Here is a 25,506-nt window from a genome sequence, read left to right as displayed (position 1 = left end):
CCGCCTCAGCGCAGCATCACACCCGGGTTCATGATGCCCTTCGGGTCCAGCGCGGTCTTGATCGCGCGCATCGCCGCCAGCTTGGCCGGGTCGCCATAGCGCTCAAGCTCGTCCAGCTTGGCCCGTCCCACGCCGTGTTCGGCGCTGAAGCTGCCGCCCCGCGCGTTCACCATGTCATAGACCAGCCGCGCCACCTGCGCCTTCACGTCGACATAGTCGGCGCGGGTCAACCCCTTGGCCGGAAACACGTTGTAATGCAGGTTGCCGTCGCCGAGGTGACCGAAACAGTTGATCCTGAACGACCCGATCTTCGCCAGCGCCTCCCGCGCTTCGTCGATGAACCCGGCCACCGCCCCCAAGGGCAGCGAGATGTCATGACTCGACACCGAGCCGACGTGGCGGTTGGCCTCGGGGATATGCTCGCGCATGTTCCAGAAGTCGCGGGCCTGCCCCTCCGACTGGGCGATCAGGCCGTCGCTGACCAGCCCCTGCTCCAGCGCCGCCTCGAAGACCGCGCCAAGCGTTTCCTCCGGGTCGCGTCCCCGTGACAGCCCGAGTTCCATCAGCACGCACCAGTCCGGCGGCTCGGCCCAGGGCCGCCGCACCTCCGGCATGGTCTCCGCCAGAAACTCCTGCCCCTCACGGCTCATCAGTTCAAAGGCACTGATGCCGTCACCGACGATGTCCTGCGCCAGCGAAAGCAGCGACAGCGCCGCCGCCGGGCTCTCCACCACCAGCAGGGCAACGCCCCGTTCCGCCGGGATGGGCGAAAGCTTCAGCGCCGCCGCGGTGATCACGCCCAGCGTGCCCTCGGCCCCCATCAGCAGGTGGCGCAGGTCGTAGCCGGTGTTGTCTTTCCGCAGCCGTGTCAGGCCGTTCCAGATGGTTCCGTCCGGCAGCACTGCCTCCAGCCCCAGCACCAGCTCGCGCGCCGTGCCATAGCGCAGCACGTTCACCCCGCCGGCATTGGTCGAGAGGTTGCCGCCGATCCGCGCCGACCCTTCCGAGGCCAGCGAGAGGGGAAACAGCCGATCCGCCTCGCGGGCGGCCGCCTGCACGTCGGCCAGGATGGTCCCGGCCTCGGCCACCAGCACGTTCTCCTCGGGGTAGACCGCACGCACCGTCGACATGCGTTCCAGCGACAGCACCAGCGGTGCCGGTCCCTCGACCTGCACCTGCCCGCCGACCAGCCCGGTGCCGCCGCCGTAGGGCACCACCCCCACCCGCTCCTCGCCCGCGGCGCGGATCAGTGCGGCCACTTCCTCGGCCGTGCGCGGCAGGGCCAGCAGACCCGCAAGCCCACGGTGGAGGTCGCGGGGTTCTTCGAGATACCGCGCCTCGACGGGGCGGAAGACTTCACTGGGGAGGCGCGCGGCGATCCGCTCTGCAACCGCCCCTTCGCAGGGGTTCAGCGTCATGCTCACTGAATGCCCGTTTCCGCTTCGTTACGCAAGCTCTGCCCGCTGTGCGCCACACCTCCGCGCGATGGATTAGCCGAGTGAATTCAGAGTTCTGCGATCGCGCCCCGAAGTGCCATTCGTGCGACAAAAACCGCGCCGCGTGGCACCGCCCCCTCAGTCCACCAGGTACTGCGGCTGCAACACGATCACCGTTGGCCGCGCCGGCAGGGTGCGCAGGCTCACCAGCAGCTCCGAGTCCTCGGTCCGTACCACGTCGAAATCGCTGGCGATGCCGGTCAGGAAGCGCTCCAGCGTGCCCTCGCCGAACCAGTGCATCGGGATCACGATCGAGGATTTCAGCCGCTGCACCACCGTGATCATCTCTGGCAGCGACATGGTCATGCCCCCGTCCACCGCCGCCATCACCACGTCGAGCCGCCCCAGCGCCGCGAACTGTTCGTCGTTGGGCACGTGGTGCAGATGCCCGAGGTGCCCGATGCAGAGCCCGCCGACCTCGAACACGAAGATCGAATTGCCCTTCAGCTCGACCCCGCCATAGGGCGAGCGGATATCGGTCGGCACGTTGCGCACCAGCATCTCGCCCAGGTCGAGGTGATGCAGCACACCCTCGCCGAAATCGCCCCATCCCGGCAGCACGTGGGTGATCTCCGGATCGGGGCGGTCGGTCCAGTGGCTGTCATGCGCATGGTTCATCGTCACCACGTCCGGGACAAGCTGCGTGGCCCCGAAGAACCCGGTGTAGTCCGTGACGGCGGTCAGCCCGCCGGGCGTACCGATGAGGAAACTGGCGTGGGCGATGTAGTTCAGCCGCACCATATCGGCCGGGACCGGGTCGTTCCACGCCGCCTTGTGCAGGTACTCGATCCCCGGTGCCGCGTCCGCGATGGCGATGCAATGGCTCGGGCGCCGGTCCTGCCCCGAGGCGGGCAGCGCGGCCAGTCCGATCAGCGCGGCGAGAACCAGATGTCGCATGGCCCCAGCCTAGCCCGCCTCCGTCCGCCGCCCCGCGCACATTCTCGTGAAGGCGACAGGATCCGCTCCCCGCCCGCGCGCGCCGGTCATTTCTTCGGCACGGCGCACGAGCAGGCCATCGGAAAAACCCCGCCACCCCGGCGCCCGCCCGCTTCAATCCCCGCCTCCGACGCGATAGGGTCACTGAACTGCCCCGAGCGGGCCGAAACACCGGAGCGCCCGTGACAGACACCTCCCGCAAGATTCGCATCGCCGTGCTGTTCGGGGGCCGCTCCGCCGAACATGACGTATCGGTCCTCTCGGCCACCAACGTGATGCAGGCGCTCGACCCCGACCGCTACGAGCCCGTCCCCGTCTTCATCGACCGCGACGGGCATTGGCGGCCCGCCACCTTCGAGGGTGGCGTGCTCGGCAAGCCCGCAGACGGACCCGAACTCGCCCTGATCCCCGGGGGCGGTGGCCGGATCGTCGCAGTGCCGGGCGGTGAGATGCCTCCGGTCGACATCCTGTTCCCGGTCCTCCACGGGCTGCCCGGCGAGGACGGTTCGGTTCAGGGACTGGCCGAGGTCGCGGGCGTACCCCTCGCAGGCTGTGGCATCCTCGGGTCGGCGACCGCGCTCGACAAGGACATCGCCAAGCGTCTGCTGGCGGCTGCCGGTCTGCCCGTCGCCCGTGCCCTCACCGTCCACAGCGCGGCGGTGTCCTCCTTCGCGGAGGTCGAGAACACGCTCGGCCTGCCCGTCTTCGTGAAACCCGCGCGACAGGGGTCATCCTTCGGCGTCAGCAAGGTCTCGACCGCCGTGCAGTATGACGAGGCTCTCGCGGTGGGCTTCCGCTATGACCGCAAGCTACTGGTCGAGGAGTTCATCAGGGGCCGCGAGATCGAATGCGCGGTGCTGGAGGCGCCCGACGGCAGCCTCTTCGTCTCGCGCCCGGGCGAGATCGCACCGGCCGAGAGCCACGGGTTCTACAGCTTCGATGCCAAGTACATCGACGCCGATGGCGCCGCGCTGATGGTGCCCGCCGACCTGCCCGCCGAGGTCGAGGCCGAGATGCGCGACCTCGCCGCCCGCGCCTTCCACGCGCTTGGATGCGATGGCATGGCGCGGACCGATTTCTTCGTCACGGCAGACATGCGTATCCTCGTGAACGAACTGAACACGATCCCCGGATTCACAGATATCAGCATGTACTCCAAGGTGATGGAGGCCAGCGGCGTACCCTACGCCGAGGTCATCGACCGGCTCGTTGCCCACGGGCTGGCACGCGCCGGTCGCGACTGAGCGGACCTAGCCCGCCTTGCGAAGCTCGGGCGCGACCTTGGTGCCCAAGACCTCGATGGCCTTCAGCATTTCCTTGTGGTCGATCACCCCGATGGCCATCTGGATGCAGACCCGGTCGAACCCGAGATCTTCCTTCAGACCAAGGATCTTGTCGACCACCTGCGCGGGAGAGCCCACGAACATCGCGCCCTCCGGCCCCATCCCGGCATCGAACTGCACCCGGCTTTGCGGTCCCCAGCCGCGCTCGCGGCCGATCTGGTCCATCACCGCCTTCTGCGCGGGGAAGAACAGGTCAGCCGCCGCCTTGCCGTCCTCGGCGACAAAGCCGTGCACGTTGAGCGAGACCCGCGCCTTGTCGGAATTGCCCTCCTGCGCCGCCGCCTTGCGGTAGAGGTCTGCCAGAGGCGCGAACCGCCGCGGCTGGCCGCCGATGATCGCGAGCGCCAGCGGCAGCCCCAGCGCCCCGGCGCGTACCATGCTCTGCGGCGTGCCCCCGGCGGCAATCCAGATCGGCAGCTCTTCTCCCACCGGGCGCGGATAGACCCCGACACCGCCGACCTCGTGGGTAAACTCCGTCCCCGGCCAGTTCAGGCGCTCGGCGTCGTTGATCGCCAGCAGCATCGCCAGCTTTTCCTCGAACAGCGCGTTGTAGTCGTCGAGGTCGTAGCCGAAGAGCGGAAAGCTCTCGATGAAGCTGCCCCGTCCCACCATCAGCTCGGCGCGGCCGTTGCTGAGGTTGTCGAGCGTCGAGAACTGCTGGAACACGCGGATCGGATCGTCCGAGCTCAGCACCGATACGGCCGAACTCAGGCGGATCCGCTTGGTCGTGCGCGCCGCGCCGGCCAGCGTCACCGCAGGCGACGAAATGGCATAGTTGGGCCGGTGATGCTCGCCCAGCCCGAAGACGTCGAGCCCGACCTGATCGGCCAGCTCGATCTCTTCCATCAGGTTATTGAGCCGCTCCTGCGGGCCGACCACATGTCCGCTGACCGGATCGGTGCCGACATCGCCAAAGGTGTAAAGTCCGACTTCCATGACTGCCTCCGTCTTTCGCAGGCGAACCTAGTCGTTCGCGGAGCCCGCCGGTATGTGGATGCCCGCACAGGGATTGTGCAGCCGCTCCGCGCCCGGTCAGCCGACCCCGGTCTTTCCACGCCGGTCGGACCGCAGCGCCGCATAGAGCACGTGGGTCCGCCAGCGCCCGGAGATCTGGAGGTAGCTCTGCGCCACCCCTTCGTACTTGAACCCGGAACTCTCCAGCAGCCCGCGCGAGGCCGCGTTCTCGGGCAGGCAGGCCGCCTCGATCCGCGACAGGTCCATGCGGGTGAAGGCATGGTGCACCAACGCGCCAATCGCCTCGCGCATGTAACCCTGCCGGGCATGGGGCTCGCCGGTCCAGTAGCCCAGCGTTCCGGCCTGCGCCGGTCCCCGCCGGATGTTGTCGAGGGTGATCGCCCCCACCAGCGCCTCGTCCTCGCGGCGCAGCAGGAACAGCGGCACGGCCGAGCCGTTCGCGATGGAGCGCTGCGCCCAGTAGACCCGGTTGGTAAAGGCCTTGCGGCTCAGGTGATCCTGCGCCCAAGTTGGCTCCCATGGCGTCAGAAACGCCTGACTCCGCTGCCGCAGCGCCACCCACGGGCGGAAATCCCCGTGAACCGGCGGCCGCAGGGTCAATCGATCCGTCTCGATCCGCAGCTTTCGTTTTGGCAAGAGCATCAGCAGATCTTCCGGCATGCCGTCAGGCGGCGCGCCTCTCCTGCAGCTCCGCCAGCGTCGGCGCAGTGTCGATGGGACCGTAGAGCGCCAGCGCGGCGGGCGCCTCGTCGGCCACGTATTCGGCGAAGGTCCGGACGTCGCTGGTGGTGACGGCGTCGATCTTGAGGATGGTATCCTCCAGCGACGGCACCGCGCCCCAGATCTGAACCATGCGCGCCAGTCGCTCGGCCCGGTTCGACGGGCTTTCAAGGCCCATCAGCATCCCGGCCTTCATCTGGGCCCGCGCCCGCGCCATCTCCTGCTCGCTCATGTCCTCTGCCGCGCGCTTCATCTCGTCGATGGTCAGACCGGCCAGTTCGGCGATCTGGCCTGCGCTGGTCCCGGCATAGATGGTCATCGACCCGGTATCGGCATAGGCACCGGTCTGGGCGAAGATGGTGTAGCAGAGCCCGCGGTTCTCGCGGATCTCCTGAAACAGGCGCGAGGACATGCCGCCGCCAAGGGCGTTGGCATAAATCTGGGCGGTGTAGATCTTGTCGTCACGATACCCCGGCCCCTCGAGCGCCAGCGCGAAATGCGCCTGCTCCAGCGCCTTGCCGTGACGCGCCTCGCCGCCGGTAAAGACCGCCCGGTTCAGCTCGAGCCCCGGCTTGGGCTTCATGTGGCCGAACAGCTCCTCGGCGGTCCGCACCAGTGCGTCGTGATCGACGGCACCGGCGGCGGCAAGGATCATCTGGCCCGGCCCGTAGTGCTCCCCGACGAACCCGGCGAGGTCATCCCGAGAGAAGGCGCTGACGCGCTCGGCAGGCCCGAGGATGGTCCGGCCCAGGGCCTGGTCGCGATAGCTCTCTTCCTGCAGCCAGTCAAAGATCACGTCGTCGGGCGTGTCATAGGCCTGGCCGATCTCCTGCAGGATCACGCCCCGCTCGACCTCGATTTCGTTCGGATCGAAGACGGGGTTCAGCACGATGTCGGCAATCACGTCGAGCGCAAGCGGCACATCCGCCTCCAGCACCCGTGCGTAATAGGCCGTCACCTCGCGGCTGGTGTAGGCGTTGATGTAGCCGCCCACGTCCTCGATCGCCTCGGCGATCTGCAGCGAGGTCCGCTTCTTCGTGCCTTTGAACGCCATGTGCTCGAGGAAATGCGCGATGCCGTTCTGCTCGATCCGCTCGTGCCGGCCACCCGCGCTCACCCAGATGCCGATGGAGGCCGATTGCAGCCCCGGCATGTTTTCTGAAACGATACGGAAGCCGTTGGCCAGTTGATCCTGTCTGACTGTCACGCGGGGATTTGTCCTCTGATGTGGTCCTTGAGCACCGCCAGCTCCCTGCTGATGCGGGTTACCCGTTCCGGCCTCTCATACAGATCCGCCATCGCGGGGGGAAGAGGCGGATGAATCCCGGTCGCCGCCTCGACCGCCGCCGGGAACTTGGCCGGGTGCGCGGTAGAGAGCGTGATCATCGGAACCTCCGGCACGCGCTGGTCGTTGGCGACCTTCACGCCCACCGCGGTATGCGGGCAGATCAGCTCGGCGCTGGCCTTCAGCGTCTCGGTGATGGTCTCCGAGGTTTCCGCTTCAGACACGCGGCCCGAGTCGAAGCTTTCGCGCAGCGCTTCCATCGCGCCCTGGCTCACGTCGAAGCCGCCCTGCTTCAGCTCGTCCATCAGCTGCGCCACGGCCGCCGCGTCGCGCCCGTAGGCGTCGAACAGCGCACGCTCGAAGTTCGAAGACACCTGGATGTCCATCGAGGGGCTAATCGATGGATGGGTCGGCCCCTTGTGGTAGCCCTGCCCCGACAGGCAGCGGTGCAGGATATCGTTCTGGTTGGTCGCAACCACCAGCCGGTCGATGGGCAGGCCCATCTGCTTGGCCACGTAACCGGCGAAGATGTCACCGAAGTTGCCCGTGGGCACGGTGAAGCTCACTTTGCGGTCCGGCGCGCCCAGCGACACGGCGGAAGTGAAGTAATAGACCACCTGCGCGAGCACGCGCGCCCAGTTGATCGAGTTCACGGCGGCAAGCTTGACGCCGGTGCGGAAATCCGCGTCGGCGAACATGTCCTTCAGCGCGGCCTGGCAATCGTCGAAATCCCCATCGACCGCCAGCGCATGAACGTTCGCCTCGGAGGGCGTGGTCATCTGGCGGCGTTGCACCTCGGACACCCGGCCATGCGGATACAGGATGTAGACATCGACATTGTCGAGCCCCTTGAAGGCCTCGATAGCGGCCGAGCCGGTATCACCCGAGGTGGCGCCAACGATGGTCACCCGCTCGCCCCGGCGTTTCAGCGCGGCCTGGAACAGCTGTCCGATCAGCTGCATGGCAAAGTCCTTGAAAGCCAGCGTCGGCCCGTGGAACAGCTCCAGCAGGAAGTGGTTGCTGTCGAGTTGTACCAGCGGTGCGCGGGCAGCGTGGCCGAACCCGGCATAGGCGCGCGCGATGATCGCCTTGAATTCCTCGTCGGTGAAGGTGTCGCCGACAAAGGGACGCATCACCCGAAAGGCCGCCTCCTCATAGGACAGGCCCCGCAGCGCGGCGATCTCGTCCTTGGTCATCTTCGGCATGACCTCGGGCACGTAAAGGCCGCCGTCCGAGGCGAGCCCGGTCAGCATCGTGTCTTCGAAGGTCAGCGCGGGAGCCTTCCCGCGGGTCGAGATGTATTTCATGTCTCTCAGCCGGTGTTGCGGGCGCGTGGGCGCCACAGGAAATAGAGGGTCATCGCGACCCAGACGAGGGCCAGCGAAAACCAGGTGATCGCATATTGCAAGTGGTCGTTCGGAATCCCCTCGGTCCCGACCGGCCAGGGCTCGATGCCCGGATCGGTCTCGGACGAGGCGACGACCATGACCGGTTCGGTCTCGAGCGCCTGCGCCATGGCGGCGACGTCGCGGGCGAACCAGGTGTGCGTCGCCGCGTCGGGTGGCGGGGTGAAACTGTCGGTCTCATTGGGCCAGACGAGGTTGCCCGTCAGCGTCGCGGCCCCGATCTCACGCACCGAGGCACGGTCCTCCTCGACCACGAAACCGCGGTCCAGCAGGATGCGCCGCCCGTCTTCCGTCCGGAACGGCGCGATGATGCGGAACCCCGGCCCCTGCTGCTTGCGCGAGGTCAGAACCTGCAACTCTCCCGGCAGGATGGTCCCCGTGAGATCGACGGCAAGGTACTTGTCGGTTTCGGGATCAGGCCGGGCGGGCAGCGCCACCGGGGCGTCGTCGATGCGCGCCTCGATCTCGGCCAGCAGCGATTGCTTCCAATCCAGCCGCTTCACCTGCCAGACGCCCAGCGCGACGAGGATCGCGGCTCCGATCGCTCCGAAGGTCAGCAGGAACAAAAGGCGGTTCATCAGGAGGGACAGACCGATCTAAAGGAAAAGGCGCGCTCCGTCCGGGGCGCGCCTTGCTTGATAAGCTCAGGATTGCGGAAGTTAAACCCGCAATCCGCAGGGATCACAATCCGGAGGTGCCCCAGATGTAGACCGCGAAGAACAGGAACAGCCAGACCACGTCGACGAAGTGCCAGTACCATGCGGCGGCTTCGAAGCCGACGTGCTTCTCGGGCGTGAAATCGCCCCGGATCGCGCGGATCAGGCAGACTGTCAGGAAGATGGTCCCGATGATCACGTGGGCCCCGTGGAAGCCGGTCGCCATGAAGAAGTTCGAATAGAACTCGTCCCCGCCGAACTGCCAGCCGTCGTGCATGATCAGCACGCCGTACTCGTAGCCCTGCAGCACGGTAAAGGCGATGCCGAAGACAATGCCGATGGCCAGGCCATTGATCAGCCCCTTGCGGTCGTTGCCATGCACCAGCGAGTGGTGCGCCCAGGTCACCGCGCAGCCCGACAGCAGCAGGATCAGGGTGTTGATCAGCGGCAGGTGGAAGGGGTCGATCGCGTGGATCTCGGGCTTCTCGTAGAGCGAGCCCGCGTAGGTCTCCATCGGATACATGGCGTGCTTGAAGAACGACCAGAACCAGGCAAAGAAGAACATCACCTCGGACATGATGAACAGGATAAAGCCATAACGCAGGCCGATCCGCACCACCGGGGTGTGGTCGCCCACGTGGCTCTCCTGAACCACGTCGCTCCACCAGGTGAACATGGTATAGAGCACCACGACAAGGCCGATCCAGAACAGGACGGCGGTGATGCCGTGCATCCAGAAGACCGCCCCCAGCAGCATGAGAAAGCCGCCGACGGCCCCGATGAACGGGTGCACCGAGGGGGGCAGAACGTGGTAATCGTGGTTTTTTACATGCGCCATATTAAGTGTCCCTCACCTTGTCCCTAGACCTTGCGGCGTTAGTTCAGATTGGTTTTATCTTTCCCGTCAAGGGCGGCATACCCTTCGGGCAGTTCGGTTTCGTAGAAAGTATAGCTCAGCGTGATCGAGTTGATGTGCTTCGCGTCTATGTCGTCGACCATCGCGGGATCGACGTAGAAGGTCACCGGCATCTGCACCGTCTCACCCGGCTCTAGCACCTGCTCGTTGAAGCAGAAGCACTGGATCTTGTCGAAGTACCCGCCCGCCTCGTAGGGGAAGACGTTGTAGCTGGCCGTGCCCGCGATGGTGCGGTCGGTCGGGTTGTGTGCCTCGTAGAAGGCCAGCCCGGTCTCGCCGATGCGGATCTCCATGGTCCGCTGCACCGGCTTGAACTCCCACGGCATGTCAGGATCGGTATTCGCGTCGAAACGGATCTTGATGGTGCGGTCTAGGATCTTGTCCGCGCCCTGCTCTGCCACGCTGGTGGTGCCGCCAAAGCCGGTGACCTTGCAGAACCAGCTGTAGAACGGAACCGACGCCCAGGCCATCGCGCCCATGAAGACGACGATGCCCACCAGCATCAGGACGGTTCTGCCCGGGTTCGGCTGGCGCGCGGCCATTACTTCTGCTCCATCTGCGACATGCTGGCCTGGAAGTCGCCGCTGGTCACCTTGGCGATGGTCAGGCCAAAGACGATGGCGACAAAGGCTGCGAGCACAAGGCCCAGCCCGAGGTTCCGGCCAAAGCGGCGGTGGTGAATCTCATGCAGCGGTTTCAGGCTCATGCCCAACCTCCCAGGCCCCAGGGTTTCAGCATCGCCTCGGCAAGGATCGCGCCGAAGTGCAGGAAGAGGTAGAGCAGCGAAAGCTTGAAGAAACGCCGCTCGACCGCGAAATTGTCTGCCTCGCTGTCCGCCTCGTCACGCCGCGCGATGCGCAGCGCGCCCAAAAGGAACAGCAGGTTCAGCACCACGGCAACGGCGAGGTAGACCGGACCGCCGATCGAGGTGAAGCCCATGCCGACAGCCAGTGCGGCCAGCAGCACGGTGTAGACGAGGATATGGATACGGGTCGCCCGGCGGCCATGCGTCACGGTCAGCATCGGCACGCCCGCATCGTCGTAGTCCGAGCGCATGAACAGCGCGAGCGCCCAGAAGTGCGGCGGCGTCCACATGAAGGTCAGCGCCACCATCAGCCAGGGTTCGATCGCCATCTCGCCCGTCGCCGCGACCCAGCCGATCAGCGGAGGGAAGGCCCCGGCGAGGCCGCCGATGACGATGTTCTGCGGCGTCGAGCGCTTGAGCCACATCGAATAGACGACAACGTAGAAGAAGATGGTGAAGGCCAGCAGCGCGCCTGCGAGGATGTTCGCGGCCAGCGCCAGCATAACGACCGAGAAACCCGACAGCGCGATGCCGAGCCCCAGCGCCTCGCCCCGTTCCACCCGGCCCGAGGGGATCGGACGGTTGCGGGTACGGCGCATGATGCGGTCGATATCGGAATCCCACCACATGTTCAGCGCGCCCGAGGCGCCGCCGCCCACGGCGATGAACAGGATCGCGCAGAAGCCGATCATCGGATGCACCGGAACCGGCGCCGCCATCAGCCCAACGAAGGCGGTAAAGACCACGAGCGACATCACGCGCGGCTTGAGCAGCGCGAAATAGTCGCCGAACCCGGCCTCCCCGATCTGTGCTTGCGGCTGAATGCTGGCGTCGGACATCTGCTTCTCGAAACGTGGGGGGACGGATCGTCGCCGTCCCCGGAGGTGGGTAGAGAGGCGCGTGAACGTCACGCGCCCCGTGGTGTGATCCGGGCTCCGCGGCTGGCGCGCTCCTCGCCCGCCCCTCGCGAAAACCCGGCCTCCCGTGTCAGTCGGCCAGCGCCACGCGCTCGGTGCGCGGGGTGCCGGCGAATTCCTCGATCGCGCCCTTCAGCCACTCCTGATAGGCTTCCTCGCTCACGACCTTGACGGTGATCGGCATGTAGGCGTGGTCCTTGCCGCAGAGCTCGGAGCACTGACCGAAGAAGGTGCCTTCCTTGTCGGCCTGGAACCACAGTTCGGCCAGTCGGCCGGGAACGCCGTCCTGCTTCACGCCAAAGGCCGGCACGGTCCACGAATGGATCACGTCCGCCGCGGTGACCTGCACCACGATGATCTTGCCAACCGGCACGACCAGCGGCTGGTCGACGGCCAGCAGGAACTCGTCGCGGGTATAGCCTGCCTCGGTCAGCTGGGCCTCGACCTCGGGGGTCAGCTGGTAGTTGCCGCCGGTGGCGGGCTGGCCGATCATGTAGCTATCGAAGGTGAACTCGTCGTCAACGTACTCGTAGCTCCAGTACCACTGGTTGCCGATCGCCTTGATGGTGATGTCACCCTCGGGAATCTCCTGCTGGGCGAACAGCACCGGCAGCGAGAATGCCCCGATCAGCACCAGCACGAAGACTGGGATGATCGTCCATGCGATTTCCAGCGGGGTGTTGTGCGTGAAGGCCCGAGGCGTGGGGTTGGCCCGGCGGTTGAAGCGCACGATCGCGTAGACCATCAGGCCGGTGACGAACAGCACGATCAGGGTGATGATGACCAGGATCAGGTGGTCGAGATTCTGCTGGCGCACGGCCAGCTCGGAGACCGCGGGCTGGAACCCGATGCCCGCGTCGTGCGGTTTGCCGACGATCTCTCCCCCGTCCTGCGCCAACGCAGGCAGGGCTGAAAGGGCGGTGATCAGCCCCGAAAGCGTGAATGCAGTTTTCATGTCCGTTCCTGATCTATTGATCGCGATTAGCTGTCATCTGGAGTAAGCGGGCAGATCTGTTCATGAAGCCCCTCCCCGGCCCCGTTGTCTTTGCTGGATGTTAAAACCATATTCCGCGATACGAATAAAGACATTCGCTTGCGTCAAAACGGCGCTTTTTTGATCTGGATCAAGACCTGGAGGCCACAGCCCATGACAGACAGCGCTTTTCGCCCCTTCGATTCCGTGCTTGCGCACGACGAGGCGCTCGCCACCCTGCGGGCCGCAACCGACGGTGCCGACGACGGTGAACTCTTCGTCGAGCGGCGCCGTTCGGAATCGCTGGTCTTCGACGACGGACGCCTGAAAAGCGCCAGTTACGACGCCTCCGAGGGCTTTGGCCTGCGCGCCGTTCGCGGCGAAGTGGCGGGCTATGCCCACTCCACCGAACTGTCCATCGCCGCCCTGAAACGCGCGTCCGAGACGGCCCGGCTGGCGGTTGGCGCCGGTGGCGGCACCCTTGCCGAGGCGCCCCGCCCCACCAACAAGCGCCTCTACACCGACGAGGACCCGATCGCGAGCGCCAGCTTTCCGGTCAAGATCGAAACCCTGCGCGAGATCGACGCCTTCGCCCGTGACCTCGACCCGCGCGTGGTGCAGGTCTCGGCTTCGCTGGGCGCCTCCTTGCAGGAAGTCGAGATTCTCCGCCCCGACGGGGTGCAGGTGCGCGACGTGCGCCCGATGACCCGCGTCAACGTCTCGGTGATCGTCGAACAGAACGGCCGGCGCGAGAGCGGCACCGCGGGCGGCGGAGGCCGAGTCGGCCTCGACGGGCTGATCGACCCTGCCGACTGGCAGGCCAAGGCCCGCGAGGCGCTGAGAATCGCTCTGGTGAACCTCGACGCGGTCCCCGCCCCTGCGGGCGTGATGGAGGTGGTGCTGGGGCCGGGCTGGCCCGGCATCCTGCTGCACGAGGCCATCGGCCACGGGCTCGAAGGCGATTTTAACCGCAAGGGCAGCTCGGCATTTGCCGGGCTGATGGGCCAGCGCATCGCCGCGCCCGGCGTCACCGTGCTCGACGACGGCACCATTCCCGACCGGCGCGGCTCGATCACCGTGGACGACGAGGGCACGCCCTCGGGCAGGAACGTGCTGATCGAGGACGGCATCCTCGTCGGCTTCATGCAGGACCGCCAGAACGCCCGCCTGATGGGCGTGGAGCCGACCGGCAACGGGCGGCGGCAATCCTACGCGCACAAGCCGATGCCGCGCATGACCAACACCTACATGTTGGGCGGCGACGCCGCGCCCGAGGACATCGTGGCCGAGATCAAGGACGGCATCTGGGCGGTGGGCTTCGGCGGCGGCCAGGTCGACATCACCAACGGCAAGTTCGTGTTCTCCTGCACCGAGGCTTACCGGGTGAAGGACGGCAAGGTCGGCGCCCCGGTCAAGGGCGCCACGCTGATCGGCGATGGGGCGACCTCGCTCCAGAAGATCCGCGCGCTCGGCAACGACATGGCGCTGGACCCGGGCCTCGGCAACTGCGGCAAGGACGGCCAGTGGGTGCCGGTCGGCGTCGGCCAGCCCACCGTTCTGATCGACGGGCTGACCGTCGGCGGCTCGGCGGCATGACCCCTCGCCCGGCCACTCCGGCGGACCTGCCGGCAGCGGCCCGGCTCTGGCACGACACCTGGCACGAGGCGCACGGGCACCTCGCGGCGCCCGAGTTGGTCAAGCTGCGCACGCCCGGGGATTTCGCGGCGCGCATGGCGAAGTTCGGCGACGACATGCGGGTGGCCGGGCCCGAGGGCGCGCCGGTGGGGTTCTGCGTGATCCGCGAGGACGAGCTCTACCAGCTCTTCGTCGCCCCGGCAGCGCGCGGCACCGGACTTGCCGCGGCGCTGCTGGCGGACGGCGAAGCGCGCCTCGCCGCCAAGGGCATCCGCGAGGCCTGGCTCGACTGCGTCATCGGCAACGATCGCGCCCTGCACTTCTACGAACGACAGGGCTGGCGCCTCGACCGCCGCGAGGTGGTGGAGGTCGACACCGCGACGGGCAGCGTCCCGGCCGAAGTACAGATCCTGCTCAAGCGGCTCGCCTGACCGGTTCGCGAGGGGGCGCTGCCCCCTCTTGGCCTCTGGCCAATTCACCCCCGGGATATTTGGACCCCAAAGAAGCAGGCCTCGGTTCAGCTTCTGGTTTACCCAAAGTTAACCAGTCTCGCGCTAGATCTGATTCCGCAATCAGGTGGAGCCACGGATGACCGGAGAATTGCATTCTTCCACTCACCCCCCACTCCCACCCACCACGGAAGACGACCGGGTTTCGTGGCTTCGCCTGTTGCGCTCGCGCCGGGTCGGCCGGTCGACATTCTACCGGCTGATGGCCGAGCATGGCTCAGCGCAGAACGCGCTTGCCGCGTTGCCCAAAGTGGCGCGCGCCGCCGGGCTCGAGGACTACGAAGTCTGTCCTCCCGGCGCCATCGACGCCGAGCTCAAGGCCGCAAAAGCCGCCAAAGCGCGGCTTTTGTGCCTTGGCGGCGCCGACTACCCTCCCGCACTGGCCGACGTGGAGGACCCGCCGCCGCTGCTCTGGGCAATCGGTGACCCCGCCCTGCTGGGTCGCCCGGCCATCGGGCTGGTCGGGGCGCGCAACGCCTCGTCGCTCGGCACCCGGATGGCCCGGGCCCTCGCCCGCGACCTCGGCGCCGAGGGCTACGTGGTGGTCTCGGGCCTCGCCCGCGGGATCGACGCCGCCGCCCACCTCGCGGCCCTGGAAAGCGGCACCATCGCGGTGATGGCCGGCGGGGTCGACGTCATCTATCCGGGCGAGAACCGCGAGCTCGGGATTCAGATCGCCCGGTCGGGGCTGCGCCTGTCGGACCAGCCCATGGGCCTGCAGCCGCAGGCCCGCCACTTCCCGCCCCGCAACCGGGTCATCGCCGGCCTGTCGCGCGCCGTCGTGGTGGTGGAGGGCGCGGCGAAGTCGGGCAGCCTGATCACCGCGCGCGACGCGCTGGATCTCGGGCGCGAGGTGATGGCGGTGCCCGGCCATCCCTTCGACGCCCGCGCCGCCGGGTGCAACATGCTGATCCGCGATGGCGCCACGCTGGTGCGCCGGGGCGAGGACATCCTCGCCGCCCTCTCTCCGATCGCCCCCGCCGTGACCCCCTCGGCCCGCGCGCCTGCGGACCTGCCCAACGCCCCGCCGGAGCGGCGCAGCCTGCGCGAGACCGCGTTGCTGCACCAGCAGATCCTCGACCGGATCGGCCCCTCGCCGATGGCCGAGGACCAGCTGATCCGCGACCTCGCCGCCGAGGCCGGTGAGGTGGGCACCGCGCTCGTCGACCTCGAGCTTGACGGCCGGATCGAGCGCCGCGCGGGCGGCCTGCTCTCGCGCCTCGGTTGAGTCCCGCCCGGCCAAATCCGGCAGCCCGGTTCTGCCCGTTCTGCGTGCATCCGGGGCGGACGTGACGCCGCTCTGGTCCCTGCGTTTTAGGGACTGATTGACAATCCCCCCTTGCACCCCACATGTTGCCCGGCCATAGAACGGCCCGAACGCCCCACATGAGGTCAGCAGTTAAATGCCCGTAGTTGTTGTAGAATCTCCAGCCAAAGCCAAAACGATCAACAAGTATCTCGGCCCCGGCTACACGGTTCTCGCCTCTTACGGGCACGTCCGCGACCTGCCGCCGAAGGATGGTTCCGTCGATCCGGACCATGATTTCGACATGCTGTGGGAAGTCAGTTCGGACAGCCGGAAACACGTGAAAGCCATCGCCGACGCGCTGGCCGAGGACGGCGAATTGATCCTCGCAACCGACCCTGATCGCGAGGGCGAGGCGATCAGCTGGCACCTGCAGGAGGCGCTGACCAAGCGCAAGTCGATCAAGAAGGACACCCCGGTCAGCCGGGTGACCTTCAACGCCATCACCAAGGATGCGGTCGGCGAGGCGATGAAGAACCCGCGCCAGGTCGACATGCCGCTGGTCGAGGCCTACCTCGCCCGCCGCGCCCTCGACTACCTCGTCGGATTCAACCTCTCGCCGGTGCTTTGGCGCAAGCTGCCGGGCGCCAAGTCCGCGGGCCGGGTGCAGTCCGTCTGCCTGCGCCTCATCGTCGAGCGCGAGATGGAGATCGAGGCCTTCCGGGCCCGTGAATACTGGTCGGTCAAGGCCCTGCTGAGCACCCCGCGCGGGCAGGAGTTCGAGGCCCGGCTGACCGTGCTCGCCGGCAAGAAGCTCGACCGCTACGACATCGAGAACGGGACGCAGGCCGAGATGGCGGTGCAGGCGATCAGCTCGCGCGACCTGACAGTGACCTCGGTCGAGGCCAAGCCCGCCTCGCGCAACCCCTCCGCCCCCTTCATGACCTCGACGCTCCAGCAGGAGGCCAGCCGCAAGTTCGGCATGGGCGCGCGCCAGACCATGAGCGCGGCGCAGCGGCTCTACGAGGCCGGGCACATCACCTACATGCGGACCGACGGCATCGACATGGCGCCCGAGGCGGTGCAGGCCGCGCGCGCCGCGATCACCGACCGCTACGGCAAGGACTACGTGCCCGCCGCGCCGCGCCTTTACAAGAACAAGGCAAAGAACGCACAGGAAGCGCACGAGTGCATCCGCCCCACCGACATGACCTCGGACGCCGAAGCGCTGGGGCTGAAGGACGCGGATCAGCGCAAGCTCTATGACCTGATCTGGAAACGGACGCTGGCCTGCCAGATGGAATCCGCCCGGCTGGAACGCACCACCGTGGATGTCGGCAGCGCCGACGGCCAGATCGAACTGCGCGCCACCGGCCAGGTCGTCCTCTTCGACGGCTTCCTCAAGGTCTACGAGGAAGGCCGCGACGACGTGGGCGACGAGGACGAGAACCGCCTGCCCCAGATCCATCAGGGCGACAAGGCCGACAAGAACGCCGTCACCCCCGAACAGCATTTCACCCAGCCGCCCCCGCGCTACACCGAGGCGACGCTGGTCAAGCGCATGGAAGAGCTCGGCATCGGCCGCCCCTCGACCTATGCCAGCATCGTCACCACGATCCAGGACCGCGAGTATGTCCGCAAGGACAAGAACCGCCTGATCCCCGAGGACAAGGGGCGGCTGGTGACGGCGTTCCTGCAGAACTACTTCCGCAAGTACGTCAGCTACGACTTCACCGCCGGGCTGGAGGACGAGCTCGACCTCGTCAGCGCAGGCGAGGCCGAGTACAAGCAGGTGCTGAACCGCTTCTGGCGCGACTTCTCGGCGGCGCTGGCCGAGACCAGCGAGCTGCGCATCACCGACGTGCTGGAAAAGATCAACGAGGTGCTGGAGCCGCACCTCTTCCCGCCCACCGAAGACGGCAGCGACCCGCGCGCCTGCCCGGTCTGCGGCTCGGGGCGCCTGTCGATGCGCACCGCGCGCTCGGGCGGCGCCTTCATCGGCTGCTCGAACTACCCCGAATGCCGCTACACCCGCCCCTTCGGCCCCCCGAACGCCGAGGCCGAGGCCAGCGCCATCCCGCCCGAGGGCAAGCTTCTGGGCGATGACCAGGGCGACGAGATCCGCCTGTTCAAGGGCCGCTTCGGCCCCTACGTGCAGCGCGGCGCCGTCACCGAGGACAACAAGAAGCCGCCGCGCCAGTCGGTGCCCAAGGAATGGGTGCCCGAGGAGCTGGTGCTGGATCAGGCCGTCCGGCTGCTCGAACTGCCGCGCCTGCTGGGGCCGCACCCCGAGGACGGGGTGAACGTCTGGGCCAACATCGGGCGCTACGGGCCCTACCTCAAGCACGCCGACACCACCTCCGACCGGGGCGGCACCAACGCCAACCTCGAAACGCTCGAGGACGTCTGGACCGTCGGCATGAACCGCGCGGTGCAGCTGCTGGCCGAGAAGCTCGCCTCCCGCAAGGGACGCGGCGCCGCCGCGACCCCGATCCGCGAGCTGGGCGACCACCCGGACGCGGGCGGACCGGTGGGTATCTACGACGGCAAGTACGGCCCCTACGTGAAGTGGGAGAAGGTCAATGCCACCCTGCCCAAGGACGTGGAGCCCGACGCGGTGACCATGGAACTGGCCGTCCAGCTCATCGAGGAACGCGCCGCCAAGTCAGGCAAGAAGACCCCGGCCAAGAAGAAGGCGGCCACCAAGAAACCGGCGGCGAAGAAACCCGCCGCGAAGAAGGCAACCGCCAAGAAACCGGCAGCCGGCAAGTCAGCCGAGAGCTGACCCGCGCCCCTAATTTCCCTGGTCTGCATCCGGCGTCGCAAGGCGCCGGATAGCATTATTTCGCGCAACCTTTCTCCCGCTTTCCGGATCTGTCGCGCTTTGGCGCCATTCGCGTTGACTCTAGGTCGGCAGGGCTGCACATAGCTCTGGACCAGAGGATCTTGGGGAGTTTTCCATGCAGAAGATATATGGCTCGGCGGCGGAAGCGCTGGAGGGCGTGCTGTTCGACGGGATGCTGATCGCGGCCGGCGGATTCGGGCTCTGCGGCATCCCGGAACTGCTGATCGCGGCGATCCGCGATGCCGGCACGAAGGAGCTGACCGTGGCGTCCAACAACGCCGGCGTCGACGATTTCGGCCTTGGCCTGCTGCTGCAGACCAAGCAGGTCAAGAAGATGATGTCCTCCTACGTGGGCGAGAACGCCGAGTTCATGCGCCAGTATCTCTCGGGCGAGCTCGAGCTGGAATTCAACCCGCAGGGCACCCTCGCCGAGCGCATGCGCGCCGGCGGCTGCGGCATTCCGGGTTTCTACACCAAGACCGGCGTGGGCACCCAGATCGCCGAGGGCAAGGAAGTGAAATCCTGGAACGGCCAGGACTACATCCTCGAGGAAGGCATCTTCGCCGACCTCTCGATCGTCAAGGCGTGGAAGGCCGACGACACCGGCAACCTCGTGTTCCGCAAGACCGCACGCAACTTCAACCCGCCGGCGGCCATGTGCGGCAAGATCTGCATCGTGGAGGTCGAGGAGATCGTCCCGCGCGGCTCGATCGACCCCGACCACATCCACCTGCCCGGCATCTACGTGCACCGCATCATCCAGGGCGAGCACGAGAAGCGGATCGAACAGCGCACCACGCGCAAGAAGGAGGAAGCCTGATGCCCTGGGACCGTAACCAGATGGCCGCCCGCGCGGCACAAGAGCTCGAAGACGGCATGTACGTGAACCTCGGCATCGGCATCCCGACGCTGGTGGCGAACTACGTGGGCGACAAGGACATCACGCTCCAGTCCGAGAACGGCATGCTGGGCATGGGCCCCTTCCCCTTCGAGGGCGAAGAGGATCCGGACTTGATCAACGCCGGCAAGCAGACCATCACCGAACTGTCGCGCACCTCCTACTTCGACAGCGCCATGTCCTTCGGCATGATCCGCGGCGGCAAGATCGCGGCCGCGATCCTCGGCGCGATGGAAGTGGCCGAGAATGGCGACCTCGCGAACTGGATGATCCCGGGCAAGCTGGTCAAGGGAATGGGCGGCGCCATGGACCTCGTCGCCGGTGTCGGCAAGGTCATCGTTGTGATGGACCACACCAACAAGGCCGGCGAGTCCAAGGTGCTGAAGGAATGCACCCTGCCGCTGACCGGCAAGGGCGTGGTCGACCGCATCATCACCAACCTCGGCGTGCTGGACGTGGTCGAAGGCGGGCTGAAGATCGTCGAATGCGCCGAGGGCGTGACCGAGGACGAACTCCGCGCCGCGACCAGGGCGACGCTGGTCTGACAGGACAGGGCCGCTCCGCCATCGCGGGGCGGCTGACCAGTCGGGGGGCTCTGCCCCCGCCGCGCCATGCGCGGCTCCCCCGGGATACTTCTCACCCAAAGAAATCTGATATGGTCTTCTTTGGGTCCGAAATATCCCCGGGGTGAATTGGCCGAAGGCCAAGAGGGGGCGGCGCCCCCTAGTTCATCGCCACGAAGACACAGCCATCCGTGATCAGCTCGGGCCGGGTCCGGCAGAGGCCGCTGGCGATCTGGAAGGCGGCCAATACCTTCGGGACATAGTCGCGGGTTTCGGCATAGGGCGGGACGCCGCCGTGCTTCTTCACCGCGCCCTCCCCCGCGTTGTAGCCCGCCAGCACCAGGATCGGGTCGTTGTCGAATTCCCTCATCAGCCAGTCGAGGTACTTGACCCCGCCGGCGATGCTCTGCTGTGCCACGAGGCGGTCGGAGACGCCGAAGCGGGTGGCCGTGTCGGGCATCAGCTGCATCAGCCCGGCGGCCCCCGCGTGGCTGACCGCATTCGAGCGGCCGGCGGATTCCACCGAGATCACCGCCAGCACCAGTGCCGGGGAGACAGAGGTGCCGACCGTCGAGCCGAGGATCGAGGCGCCCTGCGCGCGGGCGATGTCCTGAAGGTCCTGCAGGCGCGGCGCGCGGACCCGGCCGGAGCCGGCAATGGCGCGCAGCGCCGTGTCGAGCCGCCCGGGGCCGCTGTCGGCCATCGCGGGCGAGACCGCGTCCCAGAACCAGTCGTAGCTGCCCCCTGCCTGCGCGGGCGGCCTTGGCCCTTCGGCGGCGTCGCTGTCGATCTTCGGTGTGGCCGCGGGGAACTTGGGCAGCGCGGCCAGCCGCTCCGCCTGTTCCTTGGGGTCGATCTGCACGGTGATGCGGCGGCGCGCCGGATCGGGCACCGCTGCGGTCTTGGCTCCCGGCGCTGTCACGCGCTTGGCCTGAAACTCCGGAAACGCCCCCGGTGTCTCGGGCCATGCGGTCCCGGCCTGGGCCAGGGACAGCCCCAGGCAGCACAGGAGAACTGAACGCCTGAACATTGCCTGCCTAACTGCTCTTGTCTTTTTTGTTTTTTCTCGCCCAATCCGGGGCCTCTCGCCAGAAATTCCTGCCCCGATCCTGTCACTTTTGCCAGTTTTGGCGCGGATTTGCATCGCTTTCGCGGCGACCCCGGCGCGCGCGAGTTAATCTTATTATTAAAAATCAGACACTTGACCTGAAACCCCGCGAAAACATGCCCTGCTTTGAAAATTCCCGTATTTGGCCCAATTCCTGCCACGCATCACGGCGATACCTCTCTCATCGCAACGATCCCGGGCCAAGAGAGAGACGGTTCGGCATCAGACGTCGCGCTAAACGTAACCAAGTTTGATCCTTTGGAGGGACAAGACATGATGAAGCTCATCAACAAATTCCGTAAGTCCGAAGACGGCGCCGTGACCGTTGACTGGGTCGTTCTGACCGCAGCCGTTGTTGCCCTGGCCGGTGCCGCCTACACCGCGATCTCCGATGGCGCCACCAGCCTGACCGAGTCCACCGGTACCTTCATCGAGAACCAGGCACCCGAGTAACTCTTACTCGCAGACTGATGCCAGAGGCCGCGCCCGGAGCCCCGGGCGCGGCCTTTACTTGAGGTGGAGGCCGCTTTTGGCAGACCCCGTTTTGCCGAGGCAACCGCCACAAAAATAGATCGAAAAGCACAAGTTTCGGCGCCTATCGCGCCCCAATGCTGCCCAATTCGGCAGCCTTAATATCAAGACAAGACCCGGGTTTACGAGGACCGGAGCCGTGGGGGCAGCCGACCTCAAAGCAAAGCCCGACTGAACGACACTGTTTTCGCCAACCCGAGAGGTTACAATGTTAAATAAAATCAAACGCTTTCTGGAGCGGGAAGACGGCGCTGTCACGGTCGACTGGGTCGTCCTGACGGCTGCAGTGGTGGCATTGGCCGGAGCGGCCTTTACCGCAATCCAGGAAGGTTCCGGCGGCGTCGGCGTCAGCGTCGGCGAGTATCTCACCGACATCACGCCGGGCGAATGACCGCCCCCTGTCCGAACATCCACGGACAGGAGACAAAACAGGATTATCCGCAGGATTACCGCCAGCGGGTCATTCCAACACCACGATTTGGCCACATTGAATGGCTAGGACACTGCAAGGCAGGCTCGGCCTGCCCCGAGGGGACTGACCCCGGGGTAGAGCCGCAAGAATTTCAGCCCCGGAGACCCCGGATACTGGGAAAGGTGGAACCATGCGCGCCATTTTCGGACTGGTCCTGATCGTCGGCGTCGCCCTCGCGGGTGGCGCGGTGATGATGGCCAAGAACTACATCACCGCCTATCAGAAGGAACTGGCCCGGGAACGCGCCGCACGTGACGCCGTGGTGCCGACCGTCGATGTCTTCGTGGCGGCCAAGCCGCTTCGCTACGGCGAACAGCTGACCAAGGACAGCGTCCGCGCGGTCAAGTGGCCGGTGAATGCCATCCCCGAGGGCACCTACCGCGACAAGGACAAGCTGTTCCCGCCCGACCAGAAGGACATGCGCGTCGTGCTGCGCACGATGGAGAAGGACGAGCCGATCATGGCCGTCAAGGTGACCGAGCCCGGCGAAGATGCCGGCATCACCTCGCGCCTCGAGCGTGGCATGCGCGCTTTCGCCATCAAGGTCGACGTGGCCTCGGGCGTCTCGGGCTTCCTGCGCCCCGGTGACCGGGTCGATGTCTACTGGACCGGCAGCCTCCGCGGCATCGAGGATGGCTCCCGCGGTGACGTGACCCGCCTGATCCAGGCCAACATCCAGCTGATCGCGGTGGACCAGAGCGCCAACGGCGATATCGGCTCCACCACCATCGCGCGGACCGTGACCGTCGCCGCCAAGCCGGCCGACGTCGCCTCCCTCGCCCAGGCCCAGAGCACCGGTCGCCTGTCGCTGTCGCTGGTGGGCGCCGAGGACGATACCATCGCTTCCGCCATCGAGGTCGACCAGCGCTCGCTGCTGGGTCTCGGAGAGGTTGAAGCCGCCCCCGAAAAGGCCGAAGAGCGCGTCTGCACCATCCGCACCCGCCGCGGCGCAGAGGTGATGGATATCCCGATCCCCTGCACAAACTGATGAAAATCCACAACTTTTACGAGCACGGGGCCCGGTCAGACCGGGCCCCGTTTTTCTATTGTTGCCGGTTATCCACATAAGAATATCAGCGGAAACCTTTGATTCTTGCGTTAAAAACCAATCTACCGCAGACTGCGCGGGAAACGGGCAACAAAGACCCGGCATCGAGGCGTGATCGGAGAGGCAGGTCACATGACATTGAAAGACACCCTGAAGGCGGCCCTGCTGGGGCTCGTCCTAGCGCAACCCGTATTCATCGCCGGGGCACACGCCGAAACCGTGCGGGTGGTCCGTCAGGGCGTCGCATCGACGCTCGATGTCCCGATGAACCGCGCGATCGTGGTCGAGAGCGACGTTCCCTTCTCGGAACTGAGCATCGCCAACCCGGGCATCGCCGACATCTCGTCGCTGTCGGACCGCACCATTTACGTGCTCGGCAAGTCGCCGGGTCTGACCACGCTGACGCTGCTGAACGCGGCCGGCCAGCTGATCACCAACGTCGACGTGCGAGTCGCGGCCGACGTCAGCGAATTCAAGGAACGCCTGCGCCAGATTCTCCCCGGCGAGAACATCGAGGTCCGCACCGCGAATGACGGCATCGTGCTCTCCGGCGTGGTGTCCAGCGCGCAGCGCCTCCAGCGCGCGCTCGACCTTGCCGAACGCTACGCCCCCGAACGTGTCTCGAACCTGATGAGTGTCGGCGGCGTGCAGCAGGTGATGCTCAAGGTCCGCTTTGCCGAGATGCAGCGCACCGTCTCCAAATCGCTCAGCTCCTCCCTCGGGGTGAACGGGTCGATCTTCGGCGGCGATACCGGCGTGAATGGCGGGACCGGCACCCTGAACAACCAGACATCGCTGGGCAACAGCCTTGGCGGCAACATCCCCACGAGCAACGACAACACCGGCGCCATCCTCTTCGGCTTCAACGCAGGATCGGTGCAGGTGGGCCTGCTGCTCGAAGCGCTCGAAGAAAAAGGCGTGGTCCGCACCCTGGCCGAACCGAACCTCACCGCCCTGTCGGGGCAGGAGGCCAAGTTCCTCGCCGGTGGCGAATACCCGATCCCGGTGGCACAGGACGACAACAGCGTCACCATCCAGTACAAGCCCTTCGGCATCGAGCTGAACTTTACCCCGCGCGTGGTCGACAAGGACGTCATCAACCTCGAACTGATGGCCGCCGTCTCCTCGCTCGACCCGACCAATGCGGTCACCTACAACGGCTTCAGCGTCGACGCCTTCACCCGGCGCGAGACCTCGTCGACCGTGGAACTGCGTGACGGCGAGAGCTTCGCCATCGCGGGCCTGATGCAAGACAACTTCCTCGACTCGGTCGGCCAGCTGCCCTGGCTCGGGGATGTGCCGGTTCTGGGCGCGCTGTTCCGCAGCTCGGCCTACGAACGCAGCCAGACGGAACTGGTGATCATCATCACCGCCCATCTTGTTTCTCCCACCCGGGGCGAAGCCTTCGCCCTGCCCACCGACCGTGTGAAACCGCCGAGCGAAAAGGATCTGTTCCTGTTCGGCCAGACTTCCCAGCGTGCCCGCTCGACGGGTGCCGTGGGAGAGGTGGCCAAGCAGGATTTCAGCGGCTCCTACGGCTATGTTCTGGACTGAGCGGAAGGACCCGCAGATGCGCAAGATCATCACGTTCGCCGTACTGGCCACCGCCCTCGCTGGCTGTGACCAGGAAGCCGGCCACAACCTCGACATGAACAGCTTCGGCAACGCCACGCAGAACAACGAGCTGGTGATGCGGGGCGAGCTCGACTACGCCGTCAGCCTGGGCCAGCGCTTTGCGGCCGAGGTTCCCGACACGGTGAACTTCGACTTCGACAGCGCCTTCCTCGACGCCGACGCCCGTCTGGCGCTCGACCGTCAGGCCAACTGGATCCGTCAGTTCCCCGAGGTCCGCTTCCGGGTCTACGGCCACACCGACAAGGTCGGCAGCTCCGCCTACAACCGCAGCCTCGGCCAGCGCCGTGCCAATGCGGTCGTCGCCTACCTGTCCCAGCGCGGCATCAGCCGCTCGCGACTCGAGGCGCTGGTCTCCTACGGCGAAACCCGCCCGGTGATCGACACCCCCGACCGCGAACGGCGCAATCGCCGCACCGTGACCGAGGTCTCGGGCTTCGTTCAGCGCCATCCCACTGTTCTGGATGGGAAATACGCACAGATCGTTTACCGCGAATACGTGGAAAGCGCGACCACGGTGAGCACCCTCACCGGGTCTTCCAGCGGCAACGGCCTCCAGTCGCAAGAATAACCTGTGGACCGGGGGTGCAT

General features: G+C 66.5%; 25 protein-coding genes. 12 read left to right on the top strand and 13 right to left on the bottom strand.

Going from position 1 to position 25,506, the window contains the following annotated elements; all coding sequences use genetic code 11:
• Positions 1-5 precede the first annotated feature (5 nt).
• Both DDT93_RS00440 and DDT93_RS00435 read right to left on the bottom strand, forming a co-directional pair.
• Complete coding sequence (locus tag DDT93_RS00440; RefSeq protein ID WP_109463826.1) at positions 6-1,418, bottom strand: FAD-binding oxidoreductase; 1,413 nt, start codon at positions 1,416-1,418, stop codon at positions 6-8.
• A gap of 156 nt (positions 1,419-1,574) precedes the next feature.
• Entirely contained in the window at positions 1,575-2,393 is an 819-nt protein-coding gene (locus DDT93_RS00435) for an MBL fold metallo-hydrolase (protein ID WP_109463825.1), read from the bottom strand.
• 221 nt (positions 2,394-2,614) lie between these two features.
• On the opposite strand from DDT93_RS00435, the gene DDT93_RS00430 reads away from it, so the two are divergent.
• On the top strand, positions 2,615-3,676 hold the full coding sequence (locus DDT93_RS00430) for a D-alanine--D-alanine ligase family protein (RefSeq protein WP_109463824.1): 1,062 nt from the start codon (positions 2,615-2,617) through the stop codon (positions 3,674-3,676).
• Between the two features lie 6 nt (positions 3,677-3,682).
• On the opposite strand, the gene DDT93_RS00425 is transcribed toward DDT93_RS00430, so the two are convergent.
• From DDT93_RS00425 to coxB, 10 genes are all read right to left on the bottom strand, one after another.
• A complete protein-coding gene (locus DDT93_RS00425) occupies positions 3,683-4,711 on the bottom strand; it encodes an Atu2307/SP_0267 family LLM class monooxygenase (protein WP_109463823.1) in 1,029 nt (342 codons plus the stop codon).
• A gap of 96 nt (positions 4,712-4,807) precedes the next feature.
• Positions 4,808-5,392 carry a GNAT family N-acetyltransferase gene (locus tag DDT93_RS00420; protein WP_109464717.1) on the bottom strand — a complete coding sequence of 195 codons (585 nt, stop codon included), beginning with the start codon at positions 5,390-5,392 and terminating at the stop codon, positions 4,808-4,810.
• Between the two features lie 22 nt (positions 5,393-5,414).
• Positions 5,415-6,677 (bottom strand): M16 family metallopeptidase, encoded by a 1,263-nt coding sequence (locus tag DDT93_RS00415; protein WP_109463822.1) that lies wholly within the window; start codon positions 6,675-6,677, stop codon positions 5,415-5,417.
• The gene (thrC, locus tag DDT93_RS00410; RefSeq protein ID WP_109463821.1) at positions 6,674-8,062 is read right to left on the bottom strand and encodes a threonine synthase; all 1,389 of its coding nucleotides are present in this window, start codon (positions 8,060-8,062) and stop codon (positions 6,674-6,676) included. Before thrC ends, DDT93_RS00415 begins: the two co-directional genes overlap by 4 nt.
• Before the next feature lie 5 nt (positions 8,063-8,067).
• Positions 8,068-8,739: an SURF1 family protein gene (locus DDT93_RS00405; RefSeq protein WP_109463820.1), complete on the bottom strand. Its 672-nt coding sequence runs from the start codon at positions 8,737-8,739 to the stop codon at positions 8,068-8,070.
• Positions 8,740-8,842: 103 nt separating this feature from the next.
• Entirely contained in the window at positions 8,843-9,655 is an 813-nt protein-coding gene (locus tag DDT93_RS00400; protein WP_109463819.1) for a cytochrome c oxidase subunit 3, read from the bottom strand.
• A 38-nt stretch (positions 9,656-9,693) separates the two neighbouring features.
• Positions 9,694-10,275, bottom strand: a complete 582-nt coding sequence (locus DDT93_RS00395) for a cytochrome c oxidase assembly protein (protein ID WP_109463818.1) — start codon at positions 10,273-10,275, stop codon at positions 9,694-9,696.
• Positions 10,275-10,439: a hypothetical protein gene (locus DDT93_RS26680; RefSeq protein ID WP_198654746.1), complete on the bottom strand. Its 165-nt coding sequence runs from the start codon at positions 10,437-10,439 to the stop codon at positions 10,275-10,277. Before DDT93_RS26680 ends, DDT93_RS00395 begins: the two co-directional genes overlap by 1 nt.
• A complete protein-coding gene (gene cyoE / locus DDT93_RS00390; RefSeq protein ID WP_109463817.1) occupies positions 10,436-11,377 on the bottom strand; it encodes a heme o synthase in 942 nt (313 codons plus the stop codon). The genes DDT93_RS26680 and cyoE overlap by 4 nt, the downstream gene beginning before the upstream one ends.
• A gap of 148 nt (positions 11,378-11,525) precedes the next feature.
• Complete coding sequence (gene coxB, locus DDT93_RS00385; protein ID WP_109463816.1) at positions 11,526-12,410, bottom strand: cytochrome c oxidase subunit II; 885 nt, start codon at positions 12,408-12,410, stop codon at positions 11,526-11,528.
• Between the two features lie 192 nt (positions 12,411-12,602).
• Here coxB and tldD point away from each other — a divergent pair, with 192 nt between their 5' ends.
• The 6 genes from tldD (at position 12,603) to DDT93_RS00355 (ending at position 20,106) form a co-directional block, all read left to right on the top strand.
• Positions 12,603-14,024 (top strand): metalloprotease TldD, encoded by a 1,422-nt coding sequence (tldD, locus tag DDT93_RS00380; protein ID WP_109463815.1) that lies wholly within the window; start codon positions 12,603-12,605, stop codon positions 14,022-14,024.
• Entirely contained in the window at positions 14,021-14,494 is a 474-nt protein-coding gene (locus DDT93_RS00375; protein ID WP_109463814.1) for a GNAT family N-acetyltransferase, read from the top strand. Before tldD ends, DDT93_RS00375 begins: the two co-directional genes overlap by 4 nt.
• Before the next feature lie 157 nt (positions 14,495-14,651).
• Positions 14,652-15,800 (top strand): DNA-processing protein DprA, encoded by a 1,149-nt coding sequence (gene dprA / locus DDT93_RS00370; RefSeq protein WP_109463813.1) that lies wholly within the window; start codon positions 14,652-14,654, stop codon positions 15,798-15,800.
• 175 nt (positions 15,801-15,975) lie between these two features.
• A complete protein-coding gene (gene topA, locus DDT93_RS00365; RefSeq protein WP_109463812.1) occupies positions 15,976-18,603 on the top strand; it encodes a type I DNA topoisomerase in 2,628 nt (875 codons plus the stop codon).
• A 175-nt stretch (positions 18,604-18,778) separates the two neighbouring features.
• Entirely contained in the window at positions 18,779-19,483 is a 705-nt protein-coding gene (locus tag DDT93_RS00360) for a CoA transferase subunit A (RefSeq protein WP_109463811.1), read from the top strand.
• Positions 19,483-20,106 (top strand): CoA transferase subunit B, encoded by a 624-nt coding sequence (locus DDT93_RS00355; RefSeq protein ID WP_109463810.1) that lies wholly within the window; start codon positions 19,483-19,485, stop codon positions 20,104-20,106. The genes DDT93_RS00360 and DDT93_RS00355 overlap by 1 nt, the downstream gene beginning before the upstream one ends.
• Before the next feature lie 178 nt (positions 20,107-20,284).
• Here the strand turns inward: DDT93_RS00355 and DDT93_RS00350 are convergent, their stop codons facing one another.
• The gene (locus DDT93_RS00350) at positions 20,285-21,154 is read right to left on the bottom strand and encodes a lytic transglycosylase domain-containing protein (RefSeq protein ID WP_109463809.1); all 870 of its coding nucleotides are present in this window, start codon (positions 21,152-21,154) and stop codon (positions 20,285-20,287) included.
• A gap of 351 nt (positions 21,155-21,505) precedes the next feature.
• Between DDT93_RS00350 and DDT93_RS00345 the strand changes: the two genes are divergently transcribed.
• The 5 genes from DDT93_RS00345 to DDT93_RS00325 all read left to right on the top strand — a co-directional run bounded on the left by DDT93_RS00345 (position 21,506) and on the right by DDT93_RS00325 (position 25,486).
• The gene (locus tag DDT93_RS00345) at positions 21,506-21,685 is read left to right on the top strand and encodes a hypothetical protein (protein WP_109463808.1); all 180 of its coding nucleotides are present in this window, start codon (positions 21,506-21,508) and stop codon (positions 21,683-21,685) included.
• Positions 21,686-21,971: 286 nt separating this feature from the next.
• On the top strand, positions 21,972-22,154 hold the full coding sequence (locus DDT93_RS00340; protein WP_109463807.1) for a hypothetical protein: 183 nt from the start codon (positions 21,972-21,974) through the stop codon (positions 22,152-22,154).
• A gap of 211 nt (positions 22,155-22,365) precedes the next feature.
• On the top strand, positions 22,366-23,223 hold the full coding sequence (gene cpaB / locus DDT93_RS00335) for a Flp pilus assembly protein CpaB (RefSeq protein WP_109463806.1): 858 nt from the start codon (positions 22,366-22,368) through the stop codon (positions 23,221-23,223).
• A 192-nt stretch (positions 23,224-23,415) separates the two neighbouring features.
• Complete coding sequence (locus DDT93_RS00330; protein WP_109463805.1) at positions 23,416-24,837, top strand: type II and III secretion system protein family protein; 1,422 nt, start codon at positions 23,416-23,418, stop codon at positions 24,835-24,837.
• A 16-nt stretch (positions 24,838-24,853) separates the two neighbouring features.
• Positions 24,854-25,486: an OmpA family protein gene (locus DDT93_RS00325; protein ID WP_109463804.1), complete on the top strand. Its 633-nt coding sequence runs from the start codon at positions 24,854-24,856 to the stop codon at positions 25,484-25,486.
• The last annotated feature ends 20 nt before the right edge of the window (positions 25,487-25,506 follow it).

The organism is Albibacillus kandeliae, from assembly GCF_003116585.1.
In the GTDB taxonomy this organism is placed as follows: domain Bacteria; phylum Pseudomonadota; class Alphaproteobacteria; order Rhodobacterales; family Rhodobacteraceae; genus Albibacillus; species Albibacillus kandeliae.
Note: the sequence above shows the minus strand (reverse complement) of the source record. Positions and strands in the feature narration are given on the sequence as shown.